The 14,809-nt window shown below is 42.4% G+C and carries 17 protein-coding genes and 1 pseudogene; 7 read left to right on the top strand and 11 right to left on the bottom strand.

Translation table 11 applies throughout. The features are described 5' to 3' along the window. Position 1: 1 nt before the first annotated feature. Positions 2-1,210 (bottom strand): MFS transporter, encoded by a 1,209-nt coding sequence (locus KP77_RS05970; RefSeq protein WP_235420677.1) that lies wholly within the window; start codon positions 1,208-1,210, stop codon positions 2-4. Positions 1,211-1,292: 82 nt separating this feature from the next. On the opposite strand from KP77_RS05970, the gene KP77_RS05965 reads away from it, so the two are divergent. Next, on the top strand, positions 1,293-1,727 hold the full coding sequence (locus KP77_RS05965) for a MarR family winged helix-turn-helix transcriptional regulator (RefSeq protein ID WP_041121760.1): 435 nt from the start codon (positions 1,293-1,295) through the stop codon (positions 1,725-1,727). A gap of 181 nt (positions 1,728-1,908) precedes the next feature. On the opposite strand, the gene KP77_RS05960 is transcribed toward KP77_RS05965, so the two are convergent. Next, positions 1,909-2,118 (bottom strand): hypothetical protein, encoded by a 210-nt coding sequence (locus KP77_RS05960; protein ID WP_235420676.1) that lies wholly within the window; start codon positions 2,116-2,118, stop codon positions 1,909-1,911. 142 nt (positions 2,119-2,260) lie between these two features. Here KP77_RS05960 and KP77_RS05955 point away from each other — a divergent pair, with 142 nt between their 5' ends. Then, positions 2,261-2,785 carry a DinB family protein gene (locus KP77_RS05955; RefSeq protein WP_041121903.1) on the top strand — a complete coding sequence of 175 codons (525 nt, stop codon included), beginning with the start codon at positions 2,261-2,263 and terminating at the stop codon, positions 2,783-2,785. 357 nt (positions 2,786-3,142) lie between these two features. Here KP77_RS05955 and KP77_RS05950 read toward each other — a convergent pair whose 3' ends face one another. From KP77_RS05950 to KP77_RS05940, 3 genes are all read right to left on the bottom strand, one after another. Next, positions 3,143-4,027 carry an ABC transporter permease subunit gene (locus KP77_RS05950; RefSeq protein WP_041121758.1) on the bottom strand — a complete coding sequence of 295 codons (885 nt, stop codon included), beginning with the start codon at positions 4,025-4,027 and terminating at the stop codon, positions 3,143-3,145. Next, entirely contained in the window at positions 4,017-4,877 is an 861-nt protein-coding gene (locus KP77_RS05945; RefSeq protein WP_041121757.1) for an ABC transporter permease subunit, read from the bottom strand. The genes KP77_RS05950 and KP77_RS05945 overlap by 11 nt, the downstream gene beginning before the upstream one ends. A gap of 275 nt (positions 4,878-5,152) precedes the next feature. Next, a complete protein-coding gene (locus tag KP77_RS05940; RefSeq protein WP_041121756.1) occupies positions 5,153-5,752 on the bottom strand; it encodes a YdhK family protein in 600 nt (199 codons plus the stop codon). Between the two features lie 276 nt (positions 5,753-6,028). Here KP77_RS05940 and KP77_RS18110 point away from each other — a divergent pair, with 276 nt between their 5' ends. The 3 genes from KP77_RS18110 (at position 6,029) to KP77_RS05930 (ending at position 7,516) form a co-directional block, all read left to right on the top strand. After that, positions 6,029-6,205: a hypothetical protein gene (locus KP77_RS18110; protein WP_160289508.1), complete on the top strand. Its 177-nt coding sequence runs from the start codon at positions 6,029-6,031 to the stop codon at positions 6,203-6,205. A 19-nt stretch (positions 6,206-6,224) separates the two neighbouring features. Further along, entirely contained in the window at positions 6,225-6,407 is a 183-nt protein-coding gene (locus KP77_RS05935) for a hypothetical protein (RefSeq protein WP_041121755.1), read from the top strand. A gap of 287 nt (positions 6,408-6,694) precedes the next feature. Further along, entirely contained in the window at positions 6,695-7,516 is an 822-nt protein-coding gene (locus KP77_RS05930) for an undecaprenyl-diphosphate phosphatase (RefSeq protein WP_041121754.1), read from the top strand. A gap of 50 nt (positions 7,517-7,566) precedes the next feature. On the opposite strand, the pseudogene KP77_RS05925 reads toward KP77_RS05930, so the two are convergent. The 4 genes and pseudogenes from KP77_RS05925 to KP77_RS05910 form a co-directional block, all read right to left on the bottom strand. Beyond that, a pseudogene (locus KP77_RS05925) lies at positions 7,567-7,958 on the bottom strand (NUDIX hydrolase). Positions 7,959-7,972: 14 nt separating this feature from the next. Further along, the gene (locus KP77_RS05920) at positions 7,973-8,275 is read right to left on the bottom strand and encodes a hypothetical protein (RefSeq protein WP_041121753.1); all 303 of its coding nucleotides are present in this window, start codon (positions 8,273-8,275) and stop codon (positions 7,973-7,975) included. Between the two features lie 76 nt (positions 8,276-8,351). Continuing rightward, positions 8,352-9,386, bottom strand: a complete 1,035-nt coding sequence (locus tag KP77_RS05915) for a serine hydrolase domain-containing protein (RefSeq protein WP_041121752.1) — start codon at positions 9,384-9,386, stop codon at positions 8,352-8,354. Positions 9,387-9,436: 50 nt separating this feature from the next. After that, complete coding sequence (locus KP77_RS05910; protein ID WP_041121751.1) at positions 9,437-9,994, bottom strand: GNAT family N-acetyltransferase; 558 nt, start codon at positions 9,992-9,994, stop codon at positions 9,437-9,439. 165 nt (positions 9,995-10,159) lie between these two features. Between KP77_RS05910 and KP77_RS05905 the strand changes: the two genes are divergently transcribed. Together KP77_RS05905 and KP77_RS05900 are read left to right on the top strand one after the other, a co-directional pair. Next, the gene (locus KP77_RS05905) at positions 10,160-10,852 is read left to right on the top strand and encodes an AIM24 family protein (protein ID WP_041121750.1); all 693 of its coding nucleotides are present in this window, start codon (positions 10,160-10,162) and stop codon (positions 10,850-10,852) included. 151 nt (positions 10,853-11,003) lie between these two features. Then, positions 11,004-11,801, top strand: a complete 798-nt coding sequence (locus tag KP77_RS05900; protein WP_041121749.1) for a LysM peptidoglycan-binding domain-containing protein — start codon at positions 11,004-11,006, stop codon at positions 11,799-11,801. Between the two features lie 88 nt (positions 11,802-11,889). Here KP77_RS05900 and KP77_RS05895 read toward each other — a convergent pair whose 3' ends face one another. Continuing rightward, positions 11,890-14,286 (bottom strand): heavy metal translocating P-type ATPase, encoded by a 2,397-nt coding sequence (locus KP77_RS05895; protein WP_084218607.1) that lies wholly within the window; start codon positions 14,284-14,286, stop codon positions 11,890-11,892. Positions 14,287-14,297: 11 nt separating this feature from the next. Beyond that, positions 14,298-14,666 carry an ArsR/SmtB family transcription factor gene (locus KP77_RS05890; RefSeq protein ID WP_041121748.1) on the bottom strand — a complete coding sequence of 123 codons (369 nt, stop codon included), beginning with the start codon at positions 14,664-14,666 and terminating at the stop codon, positions 14,298-14,300. Positions 14,667-14,809: the final 143 nt, after the last annotated feature.

Here is a 14,809-nt window from a genome sequence, read left to right as displayed (position 1 = left end):
CTTATGAAGAGCTCTCCCTGCTTTTCGCCTGTACAGTATACAGACCCGCTCTTTTTTTCGTTCTGAGAAACCGGTACAGCATAATAGCTGCGAGTATCACGATTCCTGCAGTAATATATAATCCCCCAAAGCCGAGTGCTGAGGAAACGATCCCAAGCACGACTGAACCTGTCGCAATCCCAAGGTCATACATAATGAAAAAAGTCGATGTTGCATGACTTGTTCTGCTTTTCGGTGCTGACTGAATGGCCAATGTCTGATAAGCAGGAAGCAACGCCCCGTATCCGAGGCCAATTAACGCGGCTGCGATTAACAGAAGTACTGCTGACTGAACGAAGCTGAGCAGGATTAACCCTGCAGCGAATAAAAACAGTGAAGGATAGATCACGTAATCAGGTCCTCCGCTGTCAAAAAGCCGCCCGGTAAAAGGTCTTGAAACAATCATCACGACTGCAAATACAACAAAAAACAGGCCGACATAATCAAACAGATCAAGTGCATTTGCATAGATAGTTATGAACGACATAATTGACGCATACGCAAATGAAGTTAAAAAACCAATGACTGCAATTGGCATTGCACGCAGTTCAAGCAGGTCACTCCATTTTATTTTCCAATCAACGGTAACCGCTGAACTTTCTTCTTTTTTCACAAAAAATGAAGCTCCGAATGCGAGAAAGATCGCAGCGGCCAGCACGCCAAACAACTCAATATAATCAATAAACGAAAGCAGTCCAAGTGCTAAAAACGGTCCTGCGACAACAGCAACATTCATTGACATCGCAAAGTAACCGAGCCCCTCCCCTTTACGGTGATCCGGGACAATATCTGCTGCTATGACCATCAGGACAGTCGTTGTTAAACTGAACCATATGCCGTGAAAAAGCCTGAGAAATAATAATGATGTGAAATCTGTTGCCACCAGATAAAGCACGGTCGATATACTGAAAAAGAACACGCTTATCACAAGTGTCCGCTTCTTACCAAGTGCTTCAATGATTTTACCTGCAAATGGACGCATAATAATTGCAGACACCAGAAACATCGTCGTCATCAGACCGGCTTCTGTTTCAGTTCTTTCAAGGCGATCCACTGCAAACACCGGCAGCACTGTCATCAATGAATAAAATACAATGAAAACTAAAAAGTTATTAATCAAAGCAATAAAAAAAGGCTTTGTCCAAATCGCCTCATTCGAAATATCTTTCAACCCAAACCCTTCTTTGTTAAAATAGTTTCTATACTAACTATATACTAAACAACTAATTTAAAAATTTCAAGCAGGTGATTATATGTATAAAGAAAAAGATGAACATATCGGGATCTATACCAGTCACACTATTAAAGCCATCATCCGTTTTCTCACAACAGAACTGAAGCAATTCGACATCACCCCTGAACAGTGGATCGTGCTAAAGAGACTCGCTGCAAATGATGGCATCACCCAAAAAGAACTCGCCGTCCTCGCAGACAAAGACCGTCCATCCATCACAAGAATTCTGGATATCCTTGAACAAAAAGAACTTGCACGAAAAGAAAAACACCACACAGACAGAAGATCATTCAGCGTCTTTATCACACCAAGAGGAATCGAATTGAAAAACCAGCTCCTTCCCTTCCTCGAAGATGTGTATGAAGATCGGATTCTAAAAGCCATTACTGATGAAGAACTTGAAGTATACAGAAGGGTTTTGGAGAAGATGAACAGGAATATTGAGGGCGTATGATATCCAAGTTGGGACAGAGATTATAGCACAGTGAAATATGCACTTCTGGAAGATGTTTTAACAATAAACTGTCCTCAATATGCACATCTCATATCATTTTTACTCCGTCCCCAAATTGACATAGCAGCACTAGAAAAAACGATGCTGTCCTAAAATAGTCAGCATCGTTTTTTTATCATTATCAGTTTATCAACCAGAACACCACTGCAAACAAAACCCCCGCAAAAATAACGCCGAACAGCAGCTGCAAAAGACAGCTCCTGAATAGCACATCATCATTCCGGGCTTCTTGAGTATCTTTGAATAAGGATGCGAGTCCTGAGGTGAAAACGGCATCCCAAAACTTCCAGCTTTCTTTCCTCTTATCGAGCTTTGCACCTTTACTATCCACACACATCTCCGCCTTCCATACATAAAACGTCATGGTTAAAGGCTAATTCACATCAATTATAGCATGTAAAAAAATGCTATATCAGTCTTGTTCACCATTTTTTTACTGTTATGATAGTCTCTATATTGATCTTTGGAGGCTGATTATGGATTTTACAATCAGACAGAGAAATGGTTTTGATGGAAAGATTGGTGAACTTGTTTCAATGATGACCTATTCCAGAGATGTTCTGCTTGAGGACATTAAAGATTTGAGTCAGTCTGACCTGGATTTTATCGCTTATGAAGGCTCAAATTCGATCGGTTCACTGCTGATGCATATTACTTCAGTTGAATTTGTCCATCAGGTGATTACCCATGAAAATCGAGATCTGACTGATCGAGAAATGGCCCAGTGGAAAACAGCATTGTTTCTTGGTCCTGAAGCAAGTAAAGAGGTCAGCGGAAATCCCGTTGACTACTATATTAATCTACTGGCTGAAATGAGAGAAAAGACGTTATCAATTTTAAGCTCCAAGAATGAAGAATGGTTATTTGAAGAAGACATATGGGGTAACGGCGTTTCCAATAATAAATACTGGCTCTGGTACCACGTGATGGAAGACGAGATCAACCATCGCGGGCAGATCAGAGTAATTAAAAGAATGATGGTAAATAAGAATCAGTAATTGTGAAAGAATGGTGAGACAATTGAGGTTATTAAAATTTCTCTACATAATGGTGACAGGAACCCTGATATCATACTACTATAGTATTTTCATGCCTAAAGATGGCGTCGTACAGGGCATTCTTTATATTTCGGTGGGGCTCGGCATAATGATTCCTTACTATATGATTTATCAATGGATTTTCGGGAGGTTTGAGCGTCATGAACATACTGGGGACGAAGGTTAAAGTGCGATAAGATGTGCATCTTAGGGACAGAGATGACTAAAAAGGTCAAGCCTGTCCCCTCCCTGCACATTTCATGCAACTCTAACCTCCGTCCCCAAAGTGCAAGTACCCATGCTAATACACTCAGCAGCCTACACCCGAATCAGCCTGATCATCGTATTAAGCATGACAATCAATAAGACAAACGCCATGCCCGGTGCCAGCACAATCCACGGGGCTGTTACGATATCAAAGACGCTTTGACCGATCATACCGGCCCATTCTCCTGATTTTGATAGAAGTATTTCCTCGTCAATACTGACTGATCCTTCTGCCTGTCCCCCAATATAAATCCGGAACACGCCAAGATGAATCAGTAAAATTAATGAGGCGATGATCTGCTGCAGGAACACGATCGTGAACCGGTTTCTGAGAACGGGGAGCAAATGCCTGATGACAATATGCTTTTTGGATGCGCCAAGCTGATAAGAGGCTTGAATATATTCATGTTTCAACCCATCCTGAAATTCATTTGAAAACAGGAGTACTAATGAGGGGACGCCGACAAATGTCAGAATCACGAATTGAATGAAAATAAGCTGTAATCCTCCATCATCGGTTGGGACTGCGAAGAAAATATAAGCCAGGAAGTATACCAGGATAAACGCAGGTACATTGACGTAAGGTGTTAAAAACAGCTGCACGAAATCTTTTATCCGTTTCGGCATAAATGTCAGTAACGCCCCCAGCAACATACCCACAAGTATTCTGACCAGCCCCACACTCAGCACGAATAAAATCGTATACTTCGCACCGTTCAATATTCTAAGCAGCAGATCCTGTCCTTTCCGGTCTGTTCCAAGCGGATGATCAAATGAAGGTGGATAGGGATGAGTTAATATTTCTCCTGTGTCATTAGTCTGGTAAGATGCAACTTCAGTATTTTCATCAAAGCCCCATTCATAGATAAAGCTTGCAGCTACCAAAAGCAGCAGTGAGACTGGAATCAAAATCAGTATGTAAGATTTAACCCTCATCGATCACTAACCTCCTGTGAAGCTTGTTAAAAAGCCAATTCATGATCAAATAGGGAATGAGGAAAAGAAGAATTGCTACTGCCAGCAGTGTACTCTCATTTACCTTATACAAAATTAATGTAAAACCCTGAATAACAAATAGATACTCAATGATAATTAAGCTCGAGAGCATCATCCAGTAGATGAGGCTGAAATGATTTGTAATGGAAAGCATCATATTTCTCAGCATATGAACCAGAAATACGTTTGACCTTGTTACCCCTTTAGCATAAGCAAAATCGACATACAATTTTTCAGATTCTTCATCCTTAATCGTCAACGACATTTTTAACAGCAGAATCGTTGGCGTGAGACTGAGACAAATAATTGGTAACAGGTACACCGGGTCACCGATCCCATACAGTTGAAACAGCTTAAAACCAGTCGTCTGATACAAATAAATCACGCCCAGCTGAAACAGGACAATTAATAAAACGTCCGGGATGCAATCCAGCAAAACAAGCAGCCAATTAACCGCCTTTTTCATTCTCCCGCTCAGAAAATGATATCCATATAACATCACGAGAACGGCTGTAAATGAAATAAAAAGTGCGATCATTAATAATGACATTGAATATTGATACGCTTCGAGCAGATAATCGAAATTAATCTGAACACCATCAAACGTCGTTTCTTCCAGTATGTAGAAATTGAATAAGCCGATCAGTGTTGTACCGATTTCTTTGATATATTCAATGGGGTAAACTCCGAAAGAGTCACCTGCAGCGTTAAAACTTCCCACAAGATAAGGCAGAGAAGCAATGCTGCAAATGCTGATTAATATAACAATTGTTTTTAATATAAAGCTCATGATTGAACCGGGTGCCTTTTTTAGTTGTGTGGCGATACTTATGTATAGTGGTTCATTTTCCGCCTTGATAGAGAGACGCCTCCTCTTACATCTATAAATTGTTCTCATGTTATAGTGATAGAATTTATTTAACCTTTATACTATAACATGCAATAAATGACTTCATTGCCCTTATTTTCTATTTAATCCTAATGAATGATCAGTTTCTGTACTTGTCAGTTTCATCAAAAGACCTAAAAAACGGTACCCTTTTAAAAGGATACCGCCAGAAAAAATTATTGAGCTGACAATTCATCTTCTGCAAGCCATTTGTAATTCAGTACAGTCTCTTCACGATCTGTTAGAGAAAAGTCTACCATATAGACAGTTGCATCTTCCTGAACTGACTGAATCTCAGCCATGACACCATACATCCCATCAACTCGTTGTGCAGTGATTTCTACTTCAGCTCCTTCTTCATAAGGTGCTTCAAGTGAACTTGAAAAAGTTTCTTCATCAATTACCCAGTGATAGTCCTCAACCATGTCACCACCATCGGAAGGTTCATAAGAAATACTATATGCATTTGACTGGTAGGCACCAACTACCGTCCCTTCAGCACCTTCCATACCGGGAAAATGAGAAGCATTAATTGTGACGGTATCCCCTTCTGCAAAAGCAGGATCTTCAGCCATTTCAAGCCCCTCAGGAATTTCTCCATCACCGGTAATATCAATGTCGCTGAATGCTTCATTAGGCTGAGGATTTCCCGATTCAGCTGTCTCTACAATGTCTTCCCCGTCTTCGGAAGCTTCTTCGTCACTTCCGCTGCAGCCACTTAAGATCATTGCCGTACTCATCGTAAAAGCTGCTGTTAAGTATGAATATTTCTTCATCAAATCACCATCCAAATTAATCATTTATATTATGTCTTTACCCGCACAGCTGAAAAATATGATTAATTCGGCACATTTCCGCTCTATATCCAAATCAGCATCTCACCTAGCCGACATCAAACGCCCCATAATTAAAACCATCACAAGAAAAATCGATAAGGTCAGCGTTACTATAACAGTCAGCACACTTATTGTAGGGTGAATTCATTTAGATGAAACTTTATCTCCACCGATACGTAAATATAGTTACTACTTTTCAAAAAGGATGTTGGTCTGATGAGCAAAATTGATATTGTTCTAATCATTCTTTTAACCCTGAATGCAGGAAGATACCTTACTTATTTACTTCAGGGTTCAGCGTCTACTTATTACATGATTATGCTGATATTGAATATTGTCGGCCTGATCATTGTAGGACTAACGTTTATGAAAAAAAAGCGCCAGGAGACCTGACGTCAGAAGGAGTGAAAGTATGTTTATCACAATCACAGCGATCGTTTCAGCTCTGATCTGGTGTGCAGTATCATATGAACTGATCAAGCCTGTTAATGACAAAAAAATTCACAACAAGAAAAAAGTGTTTACATTAATGTCCGCCGGTTCTGTCACTACATTGATTTTGACGATTTCTTTACTACAAGGCAGCTGGTTTTAATCATAACCAGTCATGCCTTTTTTGTTGATTTTGATTGCACAAAAAAGAACATTTATTTATTCAGGAAACAAAAATGCGGTATCTTCAAGCTCCATTCATACTTTCTATCTTCATTTTCAACAATCCACTGTAGAACTTTCCCCATATTATAAAACACGAACTGCCCTGCATTCAGAAAATAAATTTCCATTCAGGTCTATTACACCTATCCAATCCATAAAAAATAAAGTATGATTTTCTTTTCCAATTCATTACATCACTTTATGTTAAAAAGGAGATTGCACAGTATGAGTGCGTGGGAACTGTTTGTAGCTTTTTTACTTGGGTTAGTTGAAGGGTTAACAGAATTTGCGCCTGTTTCCTCGACAGGGCATATGATTGTGGTAGATGATTTGTGGCTGAGATCTTCTGAATTTTTAGGAAGTCCAGTGGCAAATACTTTTAAAATCGTGATTCAACTTGGTTCAATTCTCGCCGTAGTCGTCGTTTTTCGTCAACGTATTGCAGACTTACTTGGTTTACATACAAGCACGCGAGGCCAGCAGAACAAGCTGAGACTGTCACATGTGTTTATAGGACTGCTGCCAGCCGGGGTACTCGGGCTGCTGTTCGAGGATTATATTGATGAGCACTTATTTTCACTTGAGACCGTACTAATCGGTCTGGTAATCGGCGCCTTCCTGATGATTGCCGCTGATCTGGTCAGCGGAAAGAAAGTCAAAATTGAAACAGTTGATCAGATTTCCTATCGTCAGGCATTTTCAATTGGGTTAATTCAGTGTTTATCGTTATGGCCGGGATTTTCACGCTCCGGGTCAACCATTTCAGGCGGTGTGTTGCTTGGACTCAGTCACAGGGCTGCTGCAGATTTCACTTTTATCATGGCTGTCCCGATTATGATGGGTGCAAGTGCGATTTCGTTAATGAGTAAATGGGAGTACTTCACGATCGATATGCTGCCATTTTTCACAATCGGTTTTATCAGCGCTTTCGTCTTTGCACTGATCTCAATCAAATTCTTTTTGAAGCTGATTAACCGGATCCGTCTGATTCCTTTTGCGATTTACAGAATTATTCTGGCTGCTGTTATTTATATACTCTACTTTTAATTGATATACTTTCATCAAATGAACACCTGAAACATAGGGTGTTCACTTTTTTATACTTTCATCTCTTTTAAAAGCAGTTCTTCGTCTTCAGGATACATATGTTCCAACCGCTTAACATCAGTAGAAGACTTCCATTCCGCTTTCTCTATCAGATTGTCAGGATCCTCAATCCCACAGCTGTTCCCAATCTTTTTCACTTTAAAATAATGAGTTTCTACATTTATTTCTTTAATCACTGTTTTTTGACGAATAGATGATCAATGATTTCCACTTCATACCCTGTCTCTTCCATCACTTCTCTTATGCAGCACGCTTCAGGCGTTTCACCTGATTCGATCCCTCCTGAAGGTACTGCCCAGGCATTGGAATGGATACTTTTCACCATTAGCACTTCATTGTGTTCATTAAGACAGACAGCTGCTGCACCTGACCACTTCTTCATAAGACAACCCCATTCTATTGCACGTACTCAACGCCGCTTTCCGTATAAGATTCCAGCACAATCTTTCCGCTGCTTCTGTAATAATAGTAAGTTTTAGCATCATCCTTCAGCCTGATACTGACCATCCAGTTTTTATCACCAGGCAGATTTGCAATAAAGGATTCACTGAAGACGATTTGATCTTCCGGAATATTCTTTTCATTGATTAAATACTCAATCACACTTTTTTCAACACTTGCCTGCACCACTTTCACCGATCCAAAACCTGCGGCTGTCAATACTGCTAAAATGAGTAAGATCATGAAAGCTTTTTTCATAAATGGACTCCTTTCTACATATCACACATGTAGGGTTCTATTATGAAAATATATGACCATTTATAGTAGCCCATGATTAGACCTGAGTTGTTTCGTGTTTAATACCCGATACTACTAAATCTCCGAATATTTTAATATCCCTGATGTAATCAAATTTTTCAAGCTCATCAGTATATAAACTGTTATACATTCTGACAGCTACAACATTTAAATCCGGAATGACCGTACAGGAACATCCCGACGCACCCAGAATCTGATAAGAACCTTCCGGCAGATTCGAACCCAGTTCATCAAACTCATAAGAAACTTCATCATGCTTCACCCACCAGAAAAAACCATGCTTCGGTAAGTGATCAGGCATCGTATCAGGACTCTGAACCTTAACAGCCAGATCAAATACTTCTCTCGGCAGGATTTGTTTCCCTTCGATGAATCCTTTATGTAAATGCAGGTTCCCCCAGCATGCCAATTCTCTGGCACTCACATATAAGTTTCTTTCATCACCCTCATTTGACCCCAGTCTCAGCGAAGGGAAACTCTCAGGAGAATGAATGTCACATACCAGATTACGCTTGCTGTTAGTGACCCACTCTGTCTGAGTCATGTTCAACGGTTTAAATACGCTTTCTGTCAAAATGCCGTGTACTGTTCGGCCAGTCACTTTATGTATGATACGTGCCACAATATCGGGTTGCTTTCCTTCGATATTCGTTCCCGCTTCAAAAAGACGTTTTGCCGCATTGTTTTTTATTTTCAGACCAGTGCATTGCGTTAACAAATGCCTGAGCGTGCTTTCTCCAAGGACTTCATCATCAAGATCATCCAGATAAAAGCTGATTTTATCATCAAGGTTCAGATCACCATTGTGTACAGCAATCGCTGCTGCCAGACCTATGTACGTCACTCTGACTGAATACACATTGAATTGTGAAGCGGCATTGATGCTTTTAGCCCCTTCCTGAAAATGATGGGCACCTGCATACGATTCATGTACGATCCGATTATCTTTCATGATCAGTAATGCTGAACCGGACGCATGCATGTCCTGCCTGATTTTTTCTGTATAAGCTGTGATCTCTGTAAATGAGTCCTGTGTTGTAGTGATATTCATTAAAAAATCCGCCCCACTTTTTAAAATCTGTTGACTAACAGATTTCCCAATTAATATTCTTCTCTCAAAATAGAATACATCTTCCCATCCCAGTGCTTCCCTTTGATAAACAGACTTTTTCTCATCGTACCTTCATACGACATCCCCGCTTTTTGCATCACTCTTTCTGAGCAGGTGTTCTCTGGAAAACACCTCGCCTGAATACGGACGAGTGCCATCTTTTCAAAACCAAAAGCAATGATCCTCTTCACAGCCTCCGTTGCAATCCCCTGTCCCCAATAGTCCCGTGAAATAACATAACCAATTTCAGCAGTATGATTTCCAGGCTGCCAGGACACGTAATCCACTGTGCCAATCAGCTTTCCGTTATCTTTATGTTCAATTCCCCATGGGGCTACCTGTCCGTTTTCATATCGATTCAGAACAAACTCAATAAACGCTTTGCTGTCTGCTTTCGTCTGATGCGTATCCCACGTCACATACTTCGTCACTTCATCATTCGATCCATAATGAAACATATCCTCAAGATCATCTATCGTTAACCTTCTCAATACCAGCCGCTCAGTTTCAAGTGGTGGTAAATCACTAAAAATATCTTTGACTTCCATAAAAACAACTCCTGTTCATGTCATTCATTTGATATTCTCTTTTTGTGGTGTGAATTCCTTCATTTGTAAGTATGTTAGGGTGTGAAGGTAACGGTTTCTAACAAAACGAAACCTGATTACCTTTTCAACCGTATACATAGTTATCCAAACCAAGGAGGAATTTCAATGTCAAAGTATTCGATCAGACAGTTTGTACAGGAAACACAGCAGGAGGAAAGTGCGCGTGATTTTTTTGAGCTTGAGACTGACCGTATGCTTGAAGTGAACTTAAATGGTCGGGTCTGGGCGAAAGCCGGCTCTATGATTTCGTACGATGGAAATATCAAATTCGAACGGGAAGGCATGCTTGAGCATGGTCTGGGGAAGTTTGTCAAAAAAGCTTTCAGTGGCGAGGGTGCTCAGTTGATGAAAGCGAATGGTCAGGGCAGGCTTTATGTAGCTGATATGGGTAAAAAGATCACAGTTTTGGACCTTGAAGGCGAGAGTTTTTTCATCAACGGGAATGATTTGCTTGCATTTCAGGATGGACTTGAGTGGGATATTAAACTGATGCGCCGCGTAGCGGGGATGATGGCTGGCGGATTGTTTAACGTACGTCTTGAAGGTCAGGGTCTTGTTGCTTTCACTTCCCATTACGAGCCGCTCACATTACACGTAACACCTGATAAGCCAGTATTCACTGACCCGAACGCAACAGTTGCATGGTCAGGTAACCTTGAGCCTGAATTCGTAACGGATGTTCAGTTAAAGAGCTTCTTCGGACGGGGCAGCGGAGAGTCTGTACAGATGAAATTTTCAGGTAACGGATTTGTTGTTGTTCAGCCTTATGAGGAAGTGTATCAGGCACAGCAGAGTTAGGTTATTTTATAAAGCCATCATACCAGTGAAAAATCAGTGGTATGATGGCTTTTATTTTCTCTTCCCCATGAATTCCTCTCTAATCACCACACCCCAACCAGCTGAATACCCTAAATAGAATATGTCACCGCCCTGCTAAGGAGTGAAAAACATGCCGATTGTTAATGGTATGCACTATGTCTATACTGTCCAGCCCGGTGATACTCTGTATTCAATTGCACTGCGATTGGGGAGCAGTGTGACCGATATTGAGTCTGCTAATGCACTGTACCCGCCATTTACCGATCCGGGTCTGATCTTTCCCGGGCAGCTGCTCCTCGTGACTAATCCGGGGACAACTCAGACAAACCATATCGTGGCAACGGGTGATAACCTCTATCGCCTCGCTCAGCGTTATTCCACCACTGTTGATCTACTTTTCGGCATTAACCCGCAGCTGCCTGACCCGGGATTAATCTATGTCAATCAGAGGCTTCTTGTGCCTGCATTTGTCTATCAGGTTGAATCAGGGGATACACTTAACCGGATTGCTGCCTGGTTTGGCCTATCACTGTCAGCCCTGCTTCAGGCAAACGAACAGCGTCCCGGATTTTCACCGGATGTCATTTTTCCGGGATACCGTCTGCTGATCCCACTTCCTTCATCCAGAAACATTGTTGTCTTCAGACCATTCCCGGGAACAAGAATCAGCCGGGGAACGATTTTTTCCAGATTTGCCCGCGCTTTTGAAGGAGCCATTCTCTATAAAATAGTGGATGCTGCCGGCACAACGGTAACCAGTGAATCACCGATCCAGGCATCTGCCGGTGGACCTTCATTCGGTTCTTACTCGCTCCCGATTACATTCAACCGTAACCCTTCCGCTCAAACGGGGGAACTGTGGGTCTATGCAAGAAGCGCTAAAGATGGGAGTATTGTGGATTTGGTGAAGGTCAGGGTGTTGTTCTAGGTAGAGGAGTATCAGCCCGGTTCTACGCTGACCCGCCTCTACGCTCTAACTAAAAAAAGCAGATCCCACACTCAGGATCTGCTTCTACTTATTTCTGTCTTAACAATCTCATACTATTCAGTATCACAATCAGTGCAGCACCTGTATCACTCAGGACTGCCATCCAAAGTGTGAGCACGCCCGGGAAAATCAGGACAAGTGCTGCAAGCTTTGTGATAAGTGAAAACCAGATATTCTGCTTAATAATTTTGATCGCATTTCTGCTCAGGCGGATCGTATGCGGCAGCTTTTCAAGGTTATCAGCCATCAGGACGATATCCGCTGTTTCCATTGCTGTATCAGTTCCGGCACCGCCCATGGCGATTCCAAGATCAGCAGTCGCAAGAGCCGGCGCATCGTTAATACCGTCCCCCACCATCGCGACCTGCTTCCCTTCATTCTGAAGCTTCTTCACAGCGGTTACTTTATCTTCGGGCATCAGCTCAGCAAAATAGCGGGTTACACCTGTTTCAGCAGCCATTTTCTTCGCTGTACCTTCATTATCACCTGTCAGCATGACCATTTCACCAATACCTGACTGTTTCAGCTTTTCAATTGATCGAACGGTGATGTCACGGACTGTATCAGCTACTGCAATTAGTCCAAGGATGCGATCACGTGTACCAACCGCTACCAAAGTATTGCCCTCACTTTGCATAACGTCAATGCGTTCATCAATGCCTGCTGTTGAAATGCCCATTTCACTGAACAGTTTCGGTTTACCTGCAAAATATTCAGTACCGTCAATCACTGCAGTCGCACCTTTACCCGCGATCGCACTGAATTGACTTCCTGCTTGAGATGAAATATTTCTTTCATTCGCATAGCTGATGACAGCCTGGGCAATCGGATGAGTTGAATGCTCTTCAATCGTTTTTGCAATACTGACAAGCGCATCACTGTCATCCTGCAATGCGATAACCTGCGTGACTTTCGGTTTTCCTTCAGTCAGCGTACCCGTTTTATCAAAAGCGATGGCACTGATCGCGCCGGCTTTTTCAAGGAACGTGCCTCCTTTGATCAGCACACCGTTCCTCGCAGCATTGCCAATTGCTGATACGATGGCAACGGGTGTTGAAATCACGAGCGCACACGGACAGGCAACCACTAACAGCGTCAGGCCTCTATAAAACCATTCGCCCCACGCACCAAATCCTGCAAGCGGCGGCACGATCATAATCAGCAGTGCAAGAATAAAGACGATTGGTGTATACACAGCAGCGAAGCGGTCGATAAATGCCTGGGTCGGTGCTTTTTTCTCCTGCGCCTCTTCTACTAAATGAATGATTCGCGCAATCGTCGTATCTTCTGACAATCTCGTCACTTTCACTTCAAGCGAGCCGCTTTCATTCACCGTACCTGCATATACTTTATCACCCGGCTCTTTATCAACCGGCAGGGACTCACCTGTAATCGGCGCCTGGTTCAGACTCGACATCCCCGCAACGATTTCACCGTCAAGCGGTATCTTCTCGCCGGGTTTAACAATCATGATCTCATGAACCGTAATGTCCTCAACGTCTTTCTTCACCGGGCCGTCTGCTGTTTTGATCACAGCTTCCGACGGTGTCAGATTAATCAGGCTCCGGATTGAATCTCTCGTTCGCTCAATTGACCGGTTTTGCAGCGCATTACCAAGCGCAAAGAGCCAGACAACCGTTGCCCCTTCAAACCATTCCCCGATAATCGCAGCCCCGATTGCTGCAGTGACCATCAGAACGTTCATATCAAGCGAGCGGCTTTTTACTGCATAAAAGGCACTCCGGGCAGGCTTATATCCGCCGATCACAATTGCCGCAGCGTAAAATGCAGTCACCAGCCATTCCGGAATCGCAGTGAAAGATCCTAAAAATCCGAGCGCTAAAAGAATACCGGAAATCGTTGTAACGGGAAGTTTTCTTTCTGCCTTCTGATCTTCTTTCTTTTGGTTACGAAGTGTCGCAGGCGTTGCATCAAAGCCTGACTTCTGCACTTCCTTCACCACCTGATCAGCTGTCAGCGTATGGGCAATATGCATTTTCCCGGTGGAAAAGTTCACTCGGACACTTTGCACATCAGGGTTTCCGGAAAGATGTTTCTCAAGTGTCGCAGCACAGGAACTGCAGTCCATCCCTGTTACATTGTACACATGCGAATCATTTACAGGCTTTTCAGGAACAGCCTCAAATCCGTACTTTTTCACATAGCCCGGAATCGCATCATACATATCATCACTTTCAGCGCCTACCGCCATTTTGCCTGACGCATAATTGACTTTTACTGACTGAATTCCATTCGTCTTTGACAGACCTTTTTCAAGTGTCATTGCGCACGATGGACAATCCATTCCGGTTACTCTGTAGGTTTTTAACTCACCGGCATGGTCAGATGTGTGTGTGATAGATGATTCTGATTCATTATGTCCGGTGGAACAGCAGGCCTTAGTTTCCTGTTCAGTTTTTTGCATATCTTTCACCTCTATTCTTCATGTGCGTGCACCAACGCTATGGATACAAGCTGGTGAACGTGATCATCTGCAAGCGAGTAAAAGACCAGTTTGCCTTCTTTACGGTATTTCGCAAGCTTCATATTGCGCAACAAGCGCAGATGATGCGATGCAGTCGCTGTGGAACATCCGATGATATTTGCGATATCACATACGCACAATTCATCTTCTAGTGTGAGCGCATAAGCAATTTTCACTCGTGTTGCATCTGCAAGCGCTTTGAAGAGCAGCTCAACGCCCTCTGCTTCAGGGATTTTAGGCTGTATCCTGTTCACAACTGCTTCGTCATAACAATACGTGTCACATGTATCCTGTGATATCTGATTCACTGATTTAACCATATTTGCACCTCATTCAAATAGTTGTTTGATTGTTTAGTTATAGTGTATGCGTGGGGAGCAGAGGATGTCAACGATATATTCAAATGATTGTTTGAATGTTTGAATGTTTGATTATGATGGAAGAATGGCGTGCCACTTTGATC

Source organism: Jeotgalibacillus alimentarius, from assembly GCF_000829445.1.
GTDB classification, from domain to species: Bacteria; Bacillota; Bacilli; order Bacillales; family Jeotgalibacillaceae; genus Jeotgalibacillus; species Jeotgalibacillus alimentarius.
Note: the sequence above shows the minus strand (reverse complement) of the source record. Positions and strands in the feature narration are given on the sequence as shown.